The 19364-nt window shown below is 57.1% G+C and carries 16 protein-coding genes; 9 read left to right on the top strand and 7 right to left on the bottom strand.

Going from position 1 to position 19364, the window contains the following annotated elements:
• Positions 1-133: 133 nt before the first annotated feature.
• The 4 genes from ubiG to yfaE all read left to right on the top strand — a co-directional run bounded on the left by ubiG (position 134) and on the right by yfaE (position 4980).
• Positions 134-862 carry a bifunctional 2-polyprenyl-6-hydroxyphenol methylase/3-demethylubiquinol 3-O-methyltransferase UbiG gene (ubiG, locus tag GUC22_RS07685; RefSeq protein ID WP_101868031.1) on the top strand — a complete coding sequence of 243 codons (729 nt, stop codon included), beginning with the start codon at positions 134-136 and terminating at the stop codon, positions 860-862.
• Positions 863-1206: 344 nt separating this feature from the next.
• Entirely contained in the window at positions 1207-3492 is a 2286-nt protein-coding gene (gene nrdA / locus GUC22_RS07680) for a class 1a ribonucleoside-diphosphate reductase subunit alpha (RefSeq protein ID WP_004123055.1), read from the top strand.
• A gap of 103 nt (positions 3493-3595) precedes the next feature.
• Positions 3596-4726 (top strand): class Ia ribonucleoside-diphosphate reductase subunit beta, encoded by a 1131-nt coding sequence (gene nrdB, locus GUC22_RS07675; protein ID WP_004123058.1) that lies wholly within the window; start codon positions 3596-3598, stop codon positions 4724-4726.
• A complete protein-coding gene (gene yfaE, locus GUC22_RS07670) occupies positions 4726-4980 on the top strand; it encodes a class I ribonucleotide reductase maintenance protein YfaE (protein WP_004104002.1) in 255 nt (84 codons plus the stop codon). Before nrdB ends, yfaE begins: the two co-directional genes overlap by 1 nt.
• 3 nt (positions 4981-4983) lie before the next feature.
• Here yfaE and GUC22_RS07665 read toward each other — a convergent pair whose 3' ends face one another.
• Complete coding sequence (locus GUC22_RS07665; protein WP_049131221.1) at positions 4984-6174, bottom strand: MFS transporter; 1191 nt, start codon at positions 6172-6174, stop codon at positions 4984-4986.
• Between the two features lie 184 nt (positions 6175-6358).
• Here GUC22_RS07665 and GUC22_RS07660 point away from each other — a divergent pair, with 184 nt between their 5' ends.
• The 4 genes from GUC22_RS07660 to glpC all read left to right on the top strand — a co-directional run bounded on the left by GUC22_RS07660 (position 6359) and on the right by glpC (position 11406).
• A complete protein-coding gene (locus tag GUC22_RS07660) occupies positions 6359-7237 on the top strand; it encodes a LysR family transcriptional regulator (RefSeq protein ID WP_024359237.1) in 879 nt (292 codons plus the stop codon).
• A gap of 119 nt (positions 7238-7356) precedes the next feature.
• Entirely contained in the window at positions 7357-8982 is a 1626-nt protein-coding gene (gene glpA / locus GUC22_RS07655) for an anaerobic glycerol-3-phosphate dehydrogenase subunit A (RefSeq protein WP_160183453.1), read from the top strand.
• Positions 8972-10231, top strand: coding sequence for a glycerol-3-phosphate dehydrogenase subunit GlpB (gene glpB, locus GUC22_RS07650; protein ID WP_049087156.1), 1260 nt, complete (start codon positions 8972-8974; stop codon positions 10229-10231). The genes glpA and glpB overlap by 11 nt, the downstream gene beginning before the upstream one ends.
• Positions 10228-11406: an anaerobic glycerol-3-phosphate dehydrogenase subunit GlpC gene (glpC, locus tag GUC22_RS07645; protein WP_160183452.1), complete on the top strand. Its 1179-nt coding sequence runs from the start codon at positions 10228-10230 to the stop codon at positions 11404-11406. Before glpB ends, glpC begins: the two co-directional genes overlap by 4 nt.
• Positions 11407-11429: 23 nt before the next feature.
• Here the strand turns inward: glpC and yfaU are convergent, their stop codons facing one another.
• The 6 genes from yfaU to GUC22_RS07615 all read right to left on the bottom strand — a co-directional run bounded on the left by yfaU (position 11430) and on the right by GUC22_RS07615 (position 17631).
• Positions 11430-12233: a 2-keto-3-deoxy-L-rhamnonate aldolase gene (gene yfaU, locus GUC22_RS07640; protein WP_024359241.1), complete on the bottom strand. Its 804-nt coding sequence runs from the start codon at positions 12231-12233 to the stop codon at positions 11430-11432.
• 14 nt (positions 12234-12247) lie between these two features.
• Positions 12248-13537 carry an MFS transporter gene (locus tag GUC22_RS07635; protein WP_024359242.1) on the bottom strand — a complete coding sequence of 430 codons (1290 nt, stop codon included), beginning with the start codon at positions 13535-13537 and terminating at the stop codon, positions 12248-12250.
• Positions 13538-13589: 52 nt separating this feature from the next.
• Positions 13590-14795 (bottom strand): L-rhamnonate dehydratase, encoded by a 1206-nt coding sequence (gene rhmD, locus GUC22_RS07630; RefSeq protein WP_004134009.1) that lies wholly within the window; start codon positions 14793-14795, stop codon positions 13590-13592.
• 13 nt (positions 14796-14808) lie between these two features.
• Positions 14809-15591 carry an IclR family transcriptional regulator gene (locus GUC22_RS07625; RefSeq protein WP_004123072.1) on the bottom strand — a complete coding sequence of 261 codons (783 nt, stop codon included), beginning with the start codon at positions 15589-15591 and terminating at the stop codon, positions 14809-14811.
• A 204-nt stretch (positions 15592-15795) separates the two neighbouring features.
• The gene (locus tag GUC22_RS07620; RefSeq protein WP_024359244.1) at positions 15796-16992 is read right to left on the bottom strand and encodes a nicotinamide mononucleotide deamidase-related protein YfaY; all 1197 of its coding nucleotides are present in this window, start codon (positions 16990-16992) and stop codon (positions 15796-15798) included.
• Between the two features lie 96 nt (positions 16993-17088).
• Positions 17089-17631 carry a YfaZ family outer membrane protein gene (locus tag GUC22_RS07615; RefSeq protein ID WP_004123076.1) on the bottom strand — a complete coding sequence of 181 codons (543 nt, stop codon included), beginning with the start codon at positions 17629-17631 and terminating at the stop codon, positions 17089-17091.
• A 269-nt stretch (positions 17632-17900) separates the two neighbouring features.
• Here GUC22_RS07615 and GUC22_RS07610 point away from each other — a divergent pair, with 269 nt between their 5' ends.
• Positions 17901-19349 (top strand): catalase, encoded by a 1449-nt coding sequence (locus tag GUC22_RS07610; RefSeq protein WP_064343065.1) that lies wholly within the window; start codon positions 17901-17903, stop codon positions 19347-19349.
• Positions 19350-19364 lie beyond the last annotated feature (15 nt).

Genomic DNA, 19364 nt, shown 5'->3' with positions numbered 1-19364 from the left:
ACACCCGTAGTGATACGGGTAAACCTATACCCAATGATTTTCGCGCGGCGGAAGGCGACAGGGATAGACGGTTTATTCATCCCTGAGGCCTGATATACTCGCGGGTCTGAACTGAACAGGAGTAAAAGCGCCCATGAATGCCGAAAAACCGTCGGTGGCCCACAATGTTGATCATAATGAAATCGCTAAATTTGAAGCCGTCGCCTCGCGCTGGTGGGATTTAGAAGGCGAATTCAAGCCGTTACATCGCATCAACCCTCTACGTCTTGGCTATATCGCGGAGCGCTCCGGCGGCCTGTTTGGCAAAAAGGTGCTCGATGTCGGCTGCGGCGGCGGCATTCTGGCTGAAAGCATGGCTCGAGAAGGCGCAACGGTGACCGGTCTGGATATGGGTTTCGAACCGCTACAGGTGGCCAGGCTGCATGCCCTGGAGAGCGGTATTCAGGTCGAATACGTCCAGGAAACCGTTGAAGAGCACGCGGCGAAGCATGCCCGGCAGTATGACGTCGTCACCTGCATGGAGATGCTGGAGCACGTCCCGGACCCGCAGTCGGTGGTCCACGCCTGCGCGCGGCTGGTCAAACCCGGCGGCCAGGTCTTCTTCTCAACTATTAACCGTAACGGTAAAGCGTGGCTGATGGCGGTCGTGGGCGCCGAATACGTTATGAAGATGGTGCCAAAAGGTACCCATGACGCGAAGAAATTCATTAAACCGGCGGAGCTGATCGGCTGGGTTGATGAGACTATTCTGAAAGAGCAGCATATTACCGGTCTCCACTACAATCCGTTGACCAATACCTTCAAGCTGGCGCCAGGGGTTGATGTTAACTATATGTTGCATACAACGGCGAAAAAAGCATAACGTCAGCTGTATTTCCTATGATGATTGCGCGGCATCAAGCCGCGTGATTTTTTCTTCCGATGAAGAAATCAGCACTCGATCAAATTTTCATTTTTTTTTCTGATTTATTGACATCTTCTCCAGGCCTTATGTGGCGTGGACTTGGCGATTATTACCCTTCCGCAACCTCAATTTAACCTCAAAATCAACTCTTGTACTCAAAAGAATCCTTACTAGAATACTCACCATATAGCGTTTCTTTTATCGACAACCCCCTACATATAGTATTTATCCACAGAGTTAGTCACAACGGCGATCTGTGGATAAGTGGGGGATATTTTCTTTCACGGACAGGTATAATCCACATGAATCAGAGTCTGCTGGTGACAAAGCGCGACGGTAGCACCGAGCGCATCAATCTCGATAAAATCCACCGCGTGCTGGATTGGGCGGCAGAAGGACTGAATAACGTTTCCATCTCCCAGGTAGAACTGCGTTCCCACATTCAGTTCTATGACGGCATCAAAACCGCCGACATTCACGAAACCATTATCAAAGCCGCCGCGGACCTTATTTCCCGCGACGCCCCGGATTACCAGTATCTTGCCGCCCGCCTGGCGATTTTCCACCTGCGTAAAAAAGCCTACGGCCAGTTTGAGCCGCCAGCGCTGTTCGACCACGTGTCGAAAATGGTGAAAAACGGCAAATACGATACTCATCTGCTGGAAGACTACACGGAAGAAGAGTTCAAGCAGATGGATTCGTTCATCGAGCACGATCGCGATATGACCTTCTCCTACGCGGCGGTTAAGCAGCTCGAAGGCAAATATCTGGTGCAGAACCGCGTCACCGGCGAGATCTATGAAAGCGCCCAGTTCCTGTACATTCTGGTCGCCGCGTGCCTGTTCTCCAACTACCCGCGCGAGACGCGTCTGGACTACATCAAGCGTTTCTATGACGCGGTGTCGACGTTTAAAATCTCCCTGCCGACGCCGATTATGTCCGGCGTGCGCACCCCGACCCGCCAGTTCAGCTCCTGCGTGCTGATCGAGTGCGGCGACAGCCTGGATTCGATTAACGCCACCTCCAGCGCCATTGTTAAATACGTCTCTCAGCGCGCCGGTATCGGCATCAACGCCGGTCGCATCCGCGCGCTGGGTAGCCCGATTCGCGGCGGTGAAGCGTTCCACACCGGCTGTATTCCGTTCTATAAGCACTTCCAGACCGCAGTGAAATCCTGCTCGCAGGGCGGCGTGCGCGGCGGTGCGGCGACCCTCTTCTACCCGATGTGGCATCTGGAAGTCGAAAGCCTGCTGGTGCTGAAAAATAACCGTGGCACCGATGCCAACCGCGTTCGTCACATGGACTACGGCGTACAGATCAACAAGCTGATGTACACCCGTCTGCTGAAAGGCGGCGATATCACCCTGTTCAGCCCGTCAGACGTCCCGGGCCTGTACGATGCGTTCTTCGCCGATCAGGACGAGTTTGAGCGCCTGTACACCAAATACGAGCAGGACGACAGCATTCGCAAGCAGCGCATTAAAGCGGTAGAGCTGTTCTCGCTGATGATGCAGGAGCGCGCCTCCACCGGCCGTATCTACATCCAGAACGTCGACCACTGCAACACCCACAGCCCGTTTGACCCGGTGGTCGCGCCGGTGCGCCAGTCCAACCTGTGCCTGGAAATCGCCCTGCCGACCAAGCCGCTGGAAGATGTGAACGACGAAAACGGTGAAATTGCGCTGTGCACCCTCTCCGCTTTCAACCTCGGCGTTATCGATAGCCTTGATGAGCTGGAAGAACTGGCGGTGCTGGCGGTTCGCGCGCTGGATGCCCTGCTGGATTATCAGGACTACCCGATCCCGGCAGCCAAACGCGGCGCCATGGGCCGTCGTACGCTGGGCATTGGCGTAATCAACTTTGCCTACTATCTGGCGAAGCACGGTAAACGCTACTCCGACGGCAGCGCCAACAACCTGACGCATAAAACGTTCGAAGCGATTCAGTACTACCTGCTGAAAGCCTCTAACGAACTGGCTATCGAGCAGGGCGCGTGCCCGTGGTTTAACGAAACCACCTATGCCAAAGGCATTCTGCCGATCGATACCTATAAAAAAGACCTGGATGCGATCGTCAATGAATCCCTGCATTACGACTGGGAAGCGTTGCGCGAATCGATCAAAACGCACGGCCTGCGTAACTCCACGCTCTCCGCGCTGATGCCGTCCGAGACCTCTTCGCAGATCTCCAACGCCACCAACGGCATTGAGCCGCCGCGCGGCCACGTCAGCATCAAAGCGTCGAAAGACGGGATCCTGCGCCAGGTGGTGCCGGATTACGAAAAACTGCAGAACGGCTACGAGCTGCTGTGGGAAATGCCGAACAACGACGGTTACTTGCAGCTGGTCGGTATTATGCAGAAGTTTATCGACCAGTCGATTTCCGCCAACACCAACTACGACCCGACCCGCTTCCCGTCAGGTAAAGTGCCGATGCAGCAATTGCTGAAAGACTTGCTCAACGCCTATAAGTTCGGCGTCAAAACGCTGTACTATCACAACACTCGCGATGGCGCGGAAGATGCCCAGGACGATCTGGCGCCGTCCATCCAGGACGACGGCTGCGAAAGCGGCGCATGTAAGATTTGATAATATTGCCCGGCGGCGCGTCGCTTGCCGGGCCTACGGTATATTGTAGGCCGGGTTAGCGAAGCGCCACCCGGCTTGTAATTCCAGGACAGGATCCCCACTCATGGCATATACCACTTTTTCTCAGACCAAAAACGATCAGCTGCTTGAGCCGATGTTTTTTGGTCAGCCGGTGAACGTCGCCCGCTACGATCAGCAAAAATATGACATCTTCGAAAAGCTGATTGAAAAACAGCTCTCCTTCTTCTGGCGTCCGGAAGAAGTTGACGTTTCCCGCGACCGCATCGACTACCAGGCGCTGCCGGAACACGAAAAACACATTTTTATCAGCAACCTGAAATATCAGACGCTGCTCGACTCGATCCAGGGACGCAGCCCGAACGTCGCCCTGCTGCCGCTGATTTCAATTCCGGAGCTGGAAACCTGGGTTGAAACCTGGGCGTTCTCAGAGACCATTCACTCGCGCTCCTACACCCATATCATCCGCAATATCGTTAACGATCCGGCGATGGTGTTTGACGATATCGTCACCAACGAGCAGATTCAGAAACGCGCGGAAGGGATTTCCAGCTATTACGATGAATTGATTGAGCTGACCAGCTACTGGCATCTGCTGGGCGAAGGCACCCACAGCGTGAACGGTAAAACCATCACCGTGAACCTGCGCGAGCTGAAAAAGAAACTCTACCTGTGCCTGATGAGCGTGAACGCGCTGGAAGCCATCCGTTTTTACGTCAGCTTCGCCTGCTCCTTCGCCTTTGCCGAGCGCAAGCTGATGGAAGGTAACGCCAAGATTATCCGTCTGATCGCCCGCGATGAAGCACTGCACCTGACCGGTACTCAGCACATGCTGAACCTGCTGCGTTCCGGCGTCGACGATCCGGAGATGGCTTCAATCGCCGAAGAGTGCAAACAGGCGTGCTACGACCTGTTCGTGCAGGCGGCGCAGCAGGAAAAAGAGTGGGCGGATTATCTGTTTCGCGACGGCTCGATGATCGGCCTGAACAAAGATATTCTCTGCCAGTACGTTGAGTACATTACCAACATCCGCATGCAGGCGGTGGGTCTCGATCTGCCGTTCCAGACCCGCTCCAACCCGATCCCGTGGATCAACACCTGGCTGGTGTCCGATAACGTGCAGGTGGCGCCGCAGGAAGTGGAAGTCAGTTCCTATCTCGTCGGGCAGATCGATTCCGAAGTCGACGCCGACGATCTGAGCAACTTCCAGCTCTGATGAAACGCATTTTTTTGAAGATTTCTGACACTCGTCTTGAGTGTCAGGATGAACACCCCTCTCTGCTGGCGGCCCTGGAATCGCACAATATCGACGTGGAGTATCAGTGCCGCGAAGGGTACTGCGGCTCCTGCCGTCTACGGCTGGTTTCGGGCCAGGTTGACTGGCTCACCGAGCCGCTGGCGTTTGTCCAGCCGGGAGAGATTTTGCCCTGCTGCTGCCGGGCGAAAGGCGATATCGAAATCGAGATGTAATGCTTAATGTACTTCGTGCGCGGAGACCAGCTTAACGTCGCCGCGTTTTTTCATCTGCAGGATATACAGCGCGCCGGCAAGTACCACCAGTACCGCCCCCATCAGATAAATTGAACGATAGCCCACGCCATCCACCATCAAGCCCATAACGAAAGCGCCCAACGCCAGTCCCGCATCCATTGCATTAAAAAACAGTGAGTTCGCCACGCCGATTTTATGCGGCTCTACCGAACTGATGATCTGCGTCTGGAATATTGGCGTAACGGAACCGTAGCCAATGCCGATCAGCGCACCAGATAAAACCATGGTGATGCTGCCGTGGGTATAGCCCAGCACCACCAGGCCGACAGTGAAGGCGAGCAGGCAGGGATAAACCACATACTTCGGCCCCTTTTTATCACAGACGTTACCGGTGAAGGCACGGCAGATCATCAGAAATATGGCATAGCACAGCAGAAAATTACTCGCGGCGGCCATTAGATCTAATTCGCGGGCATACAGGGCAAGGAAAGCAGAAACGCCAGCGTAGGCAAAGGTCATAAAGAAGGTGACCAGGGCAAACGGCATGGCTGCGCGATCGAACATAGCAGCAAAACCCAGCTTCGGTTTTGAACCGTCGGCATGGCGAATTACCGGCGGCACGGCCACAATCAGCGCCAGCACGATGCTGACAATCGAGACGCCGGTGCACAACCAGAACGCTTCAATATACGCGCTATGCCGCGCCATATTCAGACCGATCCACGGTCCCACCACCATCGCCAGCCCCATCGCTAATGAGAAAAAACTGATGCCCTCTCCACGTCGGGAGGCCGGTATTAACCGCGCAGAAATCGTTCCCTTCACCGTTGTTATCACCCCAAAAGTGATCCCATGAAGCACGCGAATAAATAGCAATGCTTCGATAGAATGGCAAAGCGGATATAACGCAGTCACTACCAAAAAGGCCAGAGAAGAAAGCATCAGAACCGTTTTATTCGAATATTTCCCTACCCACTGCCCGGCAAACGGACGAATAATAATCGCCGCGATCAGAAAACAGGTTACCAGCAGCCCGGCTTTGTCAGCGGTGGCATGCAAATTATCGGCAATATAAATAGGGAGCAGCGTTAGCTGCACATAGAAAACAAAGAAGATAATAAAACTAATAATAGTTATTGCCCAAAAATCCTTAGTCCATAATTTCTCTTTCATCAATAAGCACCTTGTTTATACGGCGCGTAGCATCACATTCATCATCGATATCTAACGAATAAGTAGACTATCGACACAGATGATTGCGTACGTGATTTTGTGATTAAGCCTGTTGAAAAATTATATGAAAATACATACCATTAGTAAAATTAATCCTATTAATGGCTTTGATTAGAAATCACTAATGACGCTAACACAGATAAACGCTCTACTCATGGTGCTTGAATGCGGCGGGTTTACCGAGGCGGGAAAACGCCTGTACATGACACAATCAGCCGTCAGTCAGGCAATTAATGCACTGGAAGAGGAGCTAGGGGTCGTGATTTTGGTACGCGAGCGGCGAAAGGCCATCACGCTAACGGCAGTCGGTGAACGGATTGTCTCCCATCTGCGACGGCTGGCGCATGAGGTCAACGCGGTGAAAGAAATCGCCGAGCAGGAAAAACAGTCGCCGTTACGATTACTGCGTATTGGCTGCTTCCCCAGTATTTGCGCCTGCATTTTACCGCAGGTAGTGCGCTATTTTGAAACATACTACCCGCAGATTAAAATTATTCCCCACGAAGCCAACAGTACGGAAATTATTGAATCCCTGCGCCAGGATAAAATTGATATTGGTTTTGTCCACTCTCCGGTACCCAATATGTATTCCCTCCCGGTCTACAAAGATAAATTCACCGTCGTGGTTCCGGAAAACCACCCGTTTGCACAGCGCGACTCCGTAAAGCTTGAAGAGCTCTTCAGCGAGCCGTTAATTACCAGTACAGGCCGCTATGAGCTAAGTATTATGACGTTATTTAAAGAGCACAATATTACGCCCGAGATTAAATATGAATTCAACCACCCGGCAACGGCTATCAGTTTTATCCGCCAGGGACTGGGCATCGCGCTGCTCCCCGAACTGACGCTCAAAGCGCTGGAGCATCCGCTGCGTTCCGTGGCCCTGGAGCCAGCCTTTTATCGACATATTTCTCTCATTGCCAACCACCCTCCAGTGACGGGCAGCCCCTTGCAGATACTCAATGAGTGCCTCCATCAACTGGTCACAGAAGGTAAAATTTAAACGATCCGCTGCACAAAACGGCAATAAAACTTTCGTTTTAAGTTCGAATATGCTCGATATCAAACAAAAATAAATAAATACGTGCCTTAATGATGTAAAACGAACATCGAGGGCACAGAATGAATTCTGCCAACTCAGACTTCGAGGTCATTATTATTGGCGGCGGCGCAACCGGCGCCGGGATCGCGCGCGACTGCGCGCTGCGCGGGCTGAAGGCGGCGTTGGTTGAGCGCTACGATATCGCTACCGGCGCGACCGGGCGTAACCACGGCCTGCTGCATAGCGGCGCGCGCTATGCGGTCACCGATAGCGAATCGGCGCGCGAGTGCATCAGCGAAAACCGCATCTTACGCCGTATCGCCCGCCACTGCATTGAGCCCACCAGCGGACTCTTTATTACCCTGCCGGAAGATGACCCGGCGTATCAGCACACCTTTATCACCGCCTGCCAGCAGGCGGGTATTGAAGCCCAGCCTCTGACGCCCGCCGAAACGCTGCGCCTGGAGCCTGCCGTGAATCCCGCGCTGCTTGGCGCCGTGCAGGTACCGGACGGCACCGTCGATCCGTTCCGCCTCACCGCCGCGAATATGCTCGATGCCCGCGAACATGGCGCCACGATCCTCACCGGCTGCGAAGTCACCGGCCTGCTGCGCGAGGGCGATCGCGTCTTGGGGGTAGCGCTCTACGATCGTCAGCGCCGTGAACCGCTCAGCCTGCGCGCGCAGGTGGTGGTCAACGCCGCCGGGATCTGGGGGCAGCGTATCGCAGAGTATGCCGACCTGCGCATCGCGATGTTTCCGGCAAAAGGATCGCTGCTGATCCTCGACCACCGCATTAACCGTCAGGTTATCAACCGCTGCCGCAAACCGGCTGACGCCGATATCCTGGTACCCGGCGATACCATTTCGCTGATTGGCACCACCTCGATGCACATTCCCTATGACGAAATTGACGACAACCGGGTGACGGCCGGGGAAGTCGATACGCTACTACGCGAGGGGGAAAAGCTGGCGCCGATCATGGGGCGGACCCGGATACTGCGCGCCTACTCCGGCGTACGTCCGCTGGTCGCCAGCGATGACGATCCCAGTGGACGCAGCGTCAGCCGCGGCATCGTGCTGCTCGACCACGCCCAGCGCGACGGCATGGAAGGTTTTATCACCATCACCGGCGGTAAGCTGATGACCTACCGCCTGATGGCGGAATGGGCTACGGATGCGGTATGCCGCAAGCTCGGCAATACCGCCCCCTGTACAACCGCCGATGCGCCGCTTCCCGGCTCGCAGGAGCCGACGGAAACCACGTTACGCAAAATCATCGCTTTACCAGCATCGCTGCGCGGGTCAGCCATTTATCGCCACGGCGATCGTACCCCCGCCTGGCTTGGCGATAGCCGCCAGCACCGCAGCCTGGTCTGCGAATGCGAAGCGGTCACCGCCGGCGAGGTTCAGTACGCGGTCGAAAATCTGGCGGTGAAAAACCTGCTCGACCTGCGCCAGCGCACCCGCGTCGGCATGGGCACCTGTCAGGGCGAGCTGTGCGCCTGCCGGGCCGCCGGGCTGCTCGCGCGTTTTAACGTCACCACCTCCGCGCGCTCCCTTACCCAGCTGTCTGAATTTCTGAACGAGCGCTGGAAAGGCGTCCAGCCGGTGGCCTGGGGAGACGCGCTGCGCGAAAGCGAGTTCACCCGCTGGGTCTATCTCGGCCTGTGCGGATTACAAAAGGAGCATCAGGATGAAGTTTGATTGCGCCATTATCGGCGGCGGCCTTGCCGGGCTGCTCTGCGGTCTGGCGCTCAATCAGCGCGGCCTGCGCAGCGTGATTATCAGCCGCGGCCAAAGCGCCCTGCACTTCTCTTCCGCCTCGCTGGATCTGCTCTCGACGTTGCCGAATGGCGAAACCGTCACCGATGTTGCTCACGGCATCGGCCAGCTGGCCCGCCAGCTTCCCGAGCATCCTTATGCCAGACTCGGCGCCGAACGGGTAATGGGTTACGCCAGCCAGGCGCAGGCTCTGTTTGCCGACTGCGGTATCGCCATGCAGGGTGAGGCCAGCCAGCCGCATCTGCGCGTGACGCCGCTGGGAACCTTACGCGCGGCCTGGCTTTCGCCGCAGGAGATTGCCACCGCGCCGCTGCCCGCCAACGGCGTCTGCGTGGTCGGCATCAGCGGATTCGGCGACTTCCAGCCGCATCTTGCCGCCGCCTCGCTGAACCAGCATGGCGTTCACGCCGAAGCGCAGGAGATAGATTTACCGCTCCTTGATGTTCTGCGCGATAGCCCATCCGAATTTCGCGCCGCCAATATCGCCCGCCGTCTGGACGATGAAACGCAGTGGCCAGCGCTGCTGGCGGCGCTGCGTCCGCTGGCGCAGCGGCACCGTTTCATTATCATGCCCGCCTGCTTCGGCCTCGCCGACGATCGTCTGTATCAGTGGCTACAGCAGCGCCTTCCCTGCCCGCTGCGCCTGCTGCCTACGCTGCCGCCGTCGGTGCCGGGGATGCGCCTGCACGCCCAGCTCCAGCGGCATTTTATCCGCGGCGGCGGCACCTGGCTTACCGGCGACGAAGTCATCAATATTAGCCAGCAGAACGGTATCGTTAACGCTATCTGGACGCGCAACCACGGCGATATCCCGCTGCGCCCGCGCTTCGCGGTGCTGGCCAGCGGCAGCTTTTTCAGCAATGGGCTGGTCGCCGAACGCAGCGGCGTGCGCGAGCCTATTCTTGGCCTTGATCTGCAGCAGACGCTACCGCGCGAGCGCTGGTATCAGCAGGACTTTTTTGCTTCCCAGCCCTGGCAGCGTTTCGGCCTGAAAACCGATGCGGCCCTGCGTCCGCAGCTTCAGGGGCAGACGCTGGAGAATCTGTTCGCCGTAGGTTCTATTCTCGGCGGTTTTGATGCCATCGCGCTGGGATGCGGCGGCGGCGTCTGCGCGGTCACCGCGCTGCACGCCGCAAGGTTAATCGGCGAGCTTGCCGGAGGTGAGTCATGAACGACACGCGTTTTGAACACTGCATTAAATGCACCGTTTGCACCACCGCCTGCCCGGTCAGCCGGGTTAACCCGCGCTACCCTGGGCCAAAACAGGCCGGGCCGGACGGCGAGCGCCTGCGCCTGAAAGACGGCACGCTCTACGACGAGGCGTTAAAATACTGCATTAACTGCAAACGCTGCGAAGTCGCCTGCCCCTCAGACGTCAAAATCGGCGATATTATCCAGCGCGCGCGCATGGAGTATGGTCGGCAAAAGCCCACGCTGCGCGATGCGATCCTCAGCCATACCGACCTGATGGGCACCCTCTCCACGCCGTTTGCCCCGCTGGTGAACGCCACCACCGGGCTGAAGCCGGTACGGCGACTCCTCGACGCCGCGCTTAAAATCGATCACCGCCGTACGCTGCCGAAATATGGCTTTGGCACCTTTCGCCGCGCGTATCGTCAGCTGTCTGCTCAGCAGGCGCAATACGCCGAACAGGTGGCGTTTTTTCACGGCTGCTATGTCAACTACAACCACCCACAGCTGGGCAAAGATCTTATCCGGGTGCTGAACGCCATGGGCATCGGCGTGCAGTTATTCAGTAAGGAGCAGTGCTGCGGCGTGCCGCTGATTGCCAACGGTTTTTTTGCCAGGGCGCGCAAGCAGGCGCAGAGCAACGTCACCGCGATGCGGGAAAATAGCCTCCCCATTATTGCGACCTCATCAACCTGCACCTTTACCCTACGCGATGAATACCCGCACGTACTCGATATTGAGAACCGCGACGTTCGCGATCGTATTGAGCTGGCAACCCGCTGGATCTGGCGTCAGTTGGATGATGGGCGGCCTCTGCAGCTAAAACCGCTGCCGCTGAAGGTGGTCTATCACACCCCCTGTCATATGGAGAAAATGGGCTGGTCGCTGTATACCCTTGAACTCTTACGGCTGATCCCCGGACTGCAGCTGGAGGTGCTCGACTCTCAATGCTGCGGCATTGCCGGCACCTACGGGTTTAAGTCGGAGAACTACGACTCATCGCAGGCCATTGGCGCGCCGCTGTTCCGGCAAATTGAGGAGAGCGGCGCCGACCTGGTGGTGACCGATTGTGAAACCTGCAAATGGCAGATTGAGATGTCCACCAGCAAACGCTGCGAACATCCCATCTCTCTGCTGGCGCAGGCGCTGGCCTGATACCAGCACCGGCTGCGGGGGGACTAATAGCTCCCCTTTCCCTCCGCCTGTTCGGCTATCGGCTTGAACATCGCCAGCCGTTTATCCAGCGCGCGGGTATAGAGGTTGGTATCAACGCCCACGGCGACAAAATTGGCCCCCCACGCCAGCGCTTTGTGCGCCATCTCCGGGTCAACGGCGAGGAAACCGGCGGCTTTTCCCGCCGCGCGAATGCGGCGGATGCTCTGTTCGATAATGCGCTGAACGTCCGGATGCCCGGCGTTGTCCGGGTAGCCCAGCGAAGCCGATAGGTCAGCCGGGCCGATAAAGACGCCGTCAATCCCCTCCACTTCGAGGATCGCATCCAGATTATCGAGGGCGGTTTTGCTCTCCACCTGAATCAGCAGGCACAGTTCATCGTTGGCCTGCGCCATATAGTTCTCTACCCGCCCCCAGCGCGCGGCGCGAGCCACCCCGGCCCCGACGCCGCGGGTGCCCACCGGCGGATAGCGGGTAGCCGAGACGATCTCCCGCGCCTGTTCAGCGGTATCGACCATCGGGATCAGCAGCGTTCTGGCGCCGATATCCAGTACCTGTTTAATCAGGCTACGATTGCCCTCCACCGGGCGAATCACCGGCTGGCTGGCGTAGGGCGCGATGGCCTGCAGCTGATGATACAGGTCCTGAATGGTATTGGGCGCATGTTCGCCGTCAATCAGCAGCCAGTCGTAACCCGAGGTGGCGGCAATCTCAGCCATATACGAAGAGGTCGAGCTCAGCCACAGGCCAATTTGCGCTTCCCCTTGCAACAATCCCGCTTTAAATGGGTTCGATAAAATTGCGTTCATAGTTCTCCCTTACATTAATGCTGTACGCTGTCAGCCTGCGGCACCGTACGATTGACGCGCAGTGAAAAGATAATAACAACTCCGACAATCGCCACGCAGGCGAGCGTCACTAATCCGGCAGAATCACTCGCGAACATTGTTTCAGCCTGGACGCGGATAATCGGCGCCAGAAAACCGCCGATGGCGCCAAACAGGTTGACGAAACCGATGCCCGCGGCCAGCGCCGTGCCGGACAACAGCTGCGTCGGCATGGTCCAGAACACCGGCTGTACGGCAATGACGCCCACGGCGGCAACGCACAGCGCGATAATCGCCAGCACTGGCGACACCAGCCCGGAGACCGCAATGCCAATCGCCGCCGCCAGCAGGGTGAATGCGGCAATATTACGCCGCTCGCCGGTACGGTCGGAGTAGCGCGGAATCAGCCAGGTCCCGAACAGCGCCGCTACCCAAGGAATAGCGGTCACCACCGAAGCCACAAACCCCACCTTGGTGCCGAGCAGCGCGGCAACCTGGGTCGGCAGGAAGAAGATCAGACCGTAAACCGCTACCTGAATGGTCAGATAAATAATGGCCAGCTGCCAGACGCGGCCGTTGCGCAGCGCATCGGACAAACGCGAAGTCACCTTTTTCTGCTCTTCGCTGGCCAGCTCGCTGATTAACGCCTGTTTTTCGGCAGCGCTCAGGAAACGCGCCTTTTGCGGCGTATCGTCAAGCCAGAAGAAGGTGAAGAACCCGGCGCCGACCGCCAGCAGCCCCTCAATGATAAACATCCAGAACCAGCCGGGATGTCCCATAAAGCCGTGCATTTCCAGCAGCGCGCCGGAGAGCGGCGACCCAAGGGTCAGCGCCAGCGGCGCGCCCATATAAAACAGCCCCATAATGCTGGCGCGGTTCTGCTGCGGGAACCACTGGGAAGTCAGGTAGATCATACCCGGGAAGAAGCCCGCCTCGGCGGCGCCCAGCAGGGTACGCACCAGCAGAAACTTCGCTTCGGTGTCCGCCCACGCCATCGCTGCGGAGAGAAGCCCCCACAGCAAGGTGGTGCAGCCGATCCATTTTCTTGCGCCGAATTTGCGCATCAGCAGGTTGGCGGGCACCCCGAGAAAGGCGTACACCACAAAGAAAATCCCCGCCCCCAGCGCATAGGCCTCGTTGCTCAGGCCGGTATCCAGCTGATAGGTCTCTTTGGCAAAGCCGATATTCGAACGGTCAAGAAACGCCAGCACGTACAGCGCCAGCATAAAAGGGATCAAACGGGCGCGGTTTTTCTTCACCACGCTTTCAAGCAAGGTGTTGCTCATCGTAATATCCTCAACAATGGGCCGCACATCTGCGCTGTGCGGCACGACGGGATCAGTGGCTATAAGGACGTTTCAGGTTGCAGTCGCGGTTCAGCTCGACGCCGAAGCCCGGTTTATCCAGCACGCTTTTATGAATGCGCCCGTTTACCGGCACCGGCTCGTCAACCAGAATCGGGTCAAACTGCGGACGCATCGTTGAACAGTCCGGGCTGGTCATCAGGAACTCGCTGAACGGCGTATTGGTAAAGGTAATGACCGCGTGGTGCGAATAGACCGACGAGCCGTGCGGCACCACCAGCTGGCCGCGCGATTTGGCGATCGCCGCAATCTCCACCAGCGTGGTCAGGCCGCCGCACCAGCCCACATCAGGCTGCATAATATCGATGCCGGTTTCCGACAGCGTGCGGAAAGATTGCAGCGTGCCGTGGTGCTCGCCGCTGGTGACCATCATTCCGGCTGGCGCATTGCGTTTCAGCTCGCGGTAGCCTTCGTACTGCTGCGGCGGCAGGCACTCTTCGATCCACTTAAGGTTAGAGGGCGCGCAGGCGTGGGCCAGTTTAGTGGCGTAATTCACGTCCTGGCTCATCCAGCAGTCCAGCATCAGCCAGAAGTCCGGCCCGCATTTTTCGCGCATATCGGCCACCATCGCGGCATCTTTGCGGATCCCCGCGTCGCCATCGTGCGGCCCCCAGTGGGTCGGCATCTTGCCGCCAATAAAGCCCATCTCCTTCGCCAGATCCGGGCGCGCCCCGGTGGCGTAGAACTGAATTTCATCGCGCACCGCGCCGCCCAGCAGTTTATAAACCGGCAGCCCAACCACTTTGCCGAACAGATCCCACAGCGCCAGGTCGATACAGGAGATAGTATTCATCACCAGACCGCCGGATCCGGAGTAATACATGGTAGCGTTGAGCATCTGGTCATGGATCAGTTTGATATCGCTGACGCACTTACCTTCAATAAAGCGGTTCAGATGTTTTTCCACGATAAAGCAACCCATCTCGCCCGCGGTCGACACCGCAAAGCCGGTCTGCCCGTTTTCGGCTTCCACTTCAACGATCAGCGTACCGAGAACGTTGATGCCAAACGACTGGCGAGACTGTTCATACTGTTTATATTTGCTCATCGGCGTGGCGATATGATCGTCAATCCAGTGATTTGCCCCCTGGTCATGATAATCGCCGCCGCCAGCGCCTTTCTCTGCGGTAGCGCCGCCGATAAACCAGGCGCGGACGTGTTTAATTTTCGGTAGGGTCATGATCTTCTCCTTATTATGAGGCTTGTTGTTCGAAGGGGCTCTTCCACCCCAGCAGACGGGAAATATCTTTGGCGCAGGCAATCGCCCTACCGGCGAGGTAATCGCGATTGTCTTCATTGATTTGCAGACGGGTACCCACCACGGAAATGGCGGCGGTCAGCTCGTTATTGGCGTTAAACACCGGGGCGGCCACGCAGCGAACGTCGGGATAGTCTTCGCCGTTATCGAAGCTCCAGCCGCGGGCGCGAATACGCCCCAGCTCATCGCGAAGCTGCTGGGCGCTGGTGATAGTGGTTGGCGTCGCCCGTTCCCACCGCAGCTCGCTGATAATCGACTCCTGAACCCGCTCGGGCTGCCAGGCCAGCAGGCATTTACCGATACCGGAGCGATACAGCGACAGGCTCTTCCCCTCATGCGAGCGCACGCTGATGGTGGCCGGGGACTCAATCTTCAGAATGTAGTAGGCGTTGCCGCTGTCGATAATGCCCAGGTGGCAGAGCAGCCCACACTGATCCATCAGCTGCGTCAGGCGCGGACGCGCCAGCTCGCGCAGGTCCATTTTGCTCAGCGCCTGCCCGGCCAGCTCAACCAGCTTGGTCCACAGGCAGTAGTTATCCTGATTATCCATGCTGAGGAAGCGCTGTTTTTTCAGCTCTCCCAGCAGCAGATAGGCGGTACTTTTCGGAATACCCAGTTCGTCAATAATGGTCGCCGCGCTGCAGGGACCGATGCGGGCGATCAAATTGAGAATATCAATGGCGCGGGTCAGCGCCGGGACTTTGCTTGATTCCAACATACTGGACTCCAATCCTGAATACTGGAATCAGTGTTGCGGTTGTCAGGCGGATAAATTGTGAGCGGCTTCAAATGACGACGCTATTCCAGCAAGGTGGACGTTCGGAAGGATAAAAATGCGAGGTAGTACACAGAATATTTAAAAGCAAGTACAGCTGGCTGGACTCATCGCGCGTCGGGAAAGACTCCCGACGCGGAGGTTTGTTTACACCGTGAGAGATTCGACGACGTTAATCCAGCCGTGTTCGCCGGCCACCGGCTGGCCGTTCAGCCAGCGGCGCAGCATGTTCAGTGCCATCATCGCGCACACCTCCTGACGCACCTGCACGCTGTGGCGGCTGGTGGTGAATTTCACCCGCAGCGCGTGGGTGCCGTCCGGCGTAGAAAGCGCAAAATTCAGGTGATCGCTCTCCTGGCCGCTGACCGCCAGCGCCAGGCCGGCAAAATGTTTCTCGCGCCGCTCAGCCGCCCAGCGCGCGGACTGCGCCAGAGTCTCTTCCTGCGACGGAATGACTTCACTGGCCAACAGCGGCGCATTGACGCGTGAAAGCTGTAGCGCCAGCAGGCCGCCGGTAAACTGCTCGCTCAGCGTCAGGCTTAGCTGACGCTCCTGCAGACGACGGGCGATCTGCGCGGGCAGGCCTTCTGTGCCTTCGAAAATCATGCTCTCTCCGGCCACTTTCCGCACTTCCGGCCATAGCGCCAGCATCGCCTCGCGCTGTTCAGCGGGCCCGGTCAGCTTCAGTTCGATAATCGGCATCGAGGAGCGATAGCCCATCACCACTCCCGGCGGCAGCTGCAGATGATCGAGGCTCTGCGCCAGTTCGCTTTCGGAACGGCCGAAGGTGGTCAGACGCAGGCACAGCGGCGCAGCAGGCAGCGGGAAACGCTCGCGCAGGCGCGGTAAGATTTCCTGCTCGACCATCACCTTAAATTCGGAAGGCACGCCGGGGGTAAAAAACATCAGGCAGCGGTTTAGCTGCACGGCAAAACCGCAGGCGGTTCCAACCGGGTTATCGATCATCTCGGCGCTTTGCGGAATTTCCGCCTGTTTACGATTGCTGGCGGCCATGGGCCTGCCGCGCTCGGCAAAGAAACGGGTCATGGTTTCCAGCCACGCTTCGTGCAGAATCAACCCTTCGCCTTTGGCCGTCGCGGCGGCCAGCGCGCTCAGGTCGTCGCTGGTCGGCCCCAGACCGCCGTTGACGATCAGCACATCGGCATGCTCGCTGCGCTCGCGTAAAATCGCCACCAGGGAGTCGAGATCGTCACCAACGGTATGGCGACGCTTTAAGGGTAATCCTTGATTAAAAAAGAAATCCGCCAGCCACGCGGCATTGGTATCGATGATTTGTCCATGCAGTACTTCATCGCCGGTGGACAGCATTTCCACGTTTAACATTGTGAACTCCAGCCTGATAAGTAGAAATACTATATCGCAAAGCGGCTGGCGAAAAAGCCTGAAAATCAGGCGCGGCGGAATACCGCGCCGCAGAGATTAGAAGCTGGCGTTGACGCCGACGTACGGACCGTCAGCGACCGCGTTATCGCGGTTGCCGTCTTTACCCGCCAGGTTGAGGTAGCGGTAGCCGGCTTCGATGCTCAGAGGACGCATAATGGTAAAGCGCGCGCCGGCATTGGCTTCCTGATAGCTGTCGATGCCGCTGGAGAGTGAATCCGGAGAGTAATAGTATTCGCCGAACAGACGGAAGCTGTCGCCGATTTTCCACTGCAGACCGCCGCCGACCGCCGCCGCGTAGCCCTCATCGCCGTTGTTCGGATTGGTGTAAACGCCTTTGCCGCCCACGGTGGCCAGGAATGGCCCAAGGGGGATGTTCAGGCCCAATCCCAGACCCGCCGCATCGCCGTCGTCATCATTGTGCAGCCAGTTGCCGGTTACCGCCAGGCCGGTCGATTCGGTGCCGAATCCGACGCCGAGATTGGTGTAGTGCTCACCGGCCTGCCCGCTGACGCTGATCGCATTTGCCGCCGTCGAGACGAACATCATGCCGGCGAGGGCCATAAATATGCTTTTTTTCATTTTTATCTATCCAGAAAATAATAATAAGAAAATCCCAAAAAACCGCGAAATTGTACTGCCGAATGCTAAGGAATCAATGAACTAAAACGACGTTTGCCATTGTGATTGTAACCAGTTGCTACCGGAATTTTGCCAACGACTCCGGGTATCAATTCGATAGCCAGAGCCAGATTGTCCGTGCTGGCTATTTATTCTACAAAGTGTGCTCAGCTTATTTTTTTCCTTCAGGGAGATGAATAAGTTACATAAAACTTTGTCAGGAGATAAAGATGAGCAAGAAAGGACTAACCACCGGTGCCGGCGCGCCGGTTGTCGATAATAATAATGTCGTGACTGCAGGTCCTCGCGGCCCGATGCTGCTGCAAGATGTCTGGTTTCTGGAAAAACTGGCCCACTTTGACCGTGAGGTTATCCCGGAACGCCGAATGCACGCTAAAGGCTCCGGGGCATACGGCAAACTGACCGTTACCCACGATATCACCCGCTATACCCGAGCAAAGCTTTTTTCCGAAGTCGGTAAAACCACCGACCTGTTCCTGCGTTTCTCAACCGTCGCCGGAGAACGCGGCGCCGCTGACGCCGAGCGCGATATTCGCGGCTTTTCTATCAAGTTCTATACCGAAGAGGGCAACTGGGATCTGGTGGGCAACAATACGCCGATTTTCTACCTTCGCGACCCGCTGAAATTTCCCGACCTTAACCACGTTGTCAAACGCGACCCGCGCACCAACCTGCGTAATCCAACCTGGAAATGGGATTTTTTCTCCCTGCTTCCCGAAACGCTGCATCAGTTAACCATCGACTTTAGCGACCGCGGCATCCCGCGCTCATATCGCCATATGCACGGTTTCGGCAGCCACGCGTTCAGCTTTATTAACGCTGAAAATGAACGTTTTTGGGTGAAATTCCACTTCAAATCCCAGCAGGGGATCGCCAACCTGATGGATGATGAAGCGAAACGCCTGGTAGCAGAAGATCGCGAGAGTTCGCAGCGCGATCTCTATGAGTCGATTGAAAGAGGCGATTTCCCGCGCTGGACCTTCTACGTGCAGATAATGCCGGAAGCGGAAGCCAGCCGGGTCCCTTACAACCCCTTCGATCTGACCAAAATCTGGCCGCACGGCGATTATCCGCTGATTGAAGTCGGGGTACTGGAGCTTAACCGCAACCCGGATAACTACTTCGCTGAGGTTGAGCAGGTCGCGATGAATCCGGCGAACGTGGTACCTGGCGTGGGCTTCTCTCCGGACCGGATGCTGCAGGGACGGCTGTTTTCCTACGGCGATACCCAGCGCTATCGTCTGGGCGTTAACCATCATCAAATTCCGGTCAATGCTCCGCGCTGCCCGTTCCATAACTATCACCGCGACGGCGCGATGCGCGTTGACGGCAATAGCGGCAACGGCGTCACCTATGAGCCCAACAGCTTTGGCGTGTTTCAGGAACAACCGGACTTTAGCGAGCCGCCTTTAAGCCTTGAAGGCGCGGCGGCGCACTGGGATCACCGGGAAGATAGCGACTACTTTAGCCAGCCGCGCAGACTGTTTGAGCTATTAGGCGAAGATGAGCATCAGCGTATGTTCCAGCGTATCGCCAATGATATGCGGGATATTCCTGAGTTTATTCAGCAGCGACAAATTGGCCTGTTCAGCGAAGTCCACCCCGACTACGGCGCGGGTGTTGCAGCGGCGTTACAGGCCTTAAAGCACGGGGAATAAGTACTGATGGCAGCC

The sequence above is a fragment of the Klebsiella sp. MPUS7 genome, assembly GCF_009905335.1.
Classification (GTDB): Bacteria; Pseudomonadota; Gammaproteobacteria; order Enterobacterales; family Enterobacteriaceae; genus Klebsiella; species Klebsiella grimontii.
This window is presented reverse-complemented; position numbering and strand designations above follow the sequence as displayed.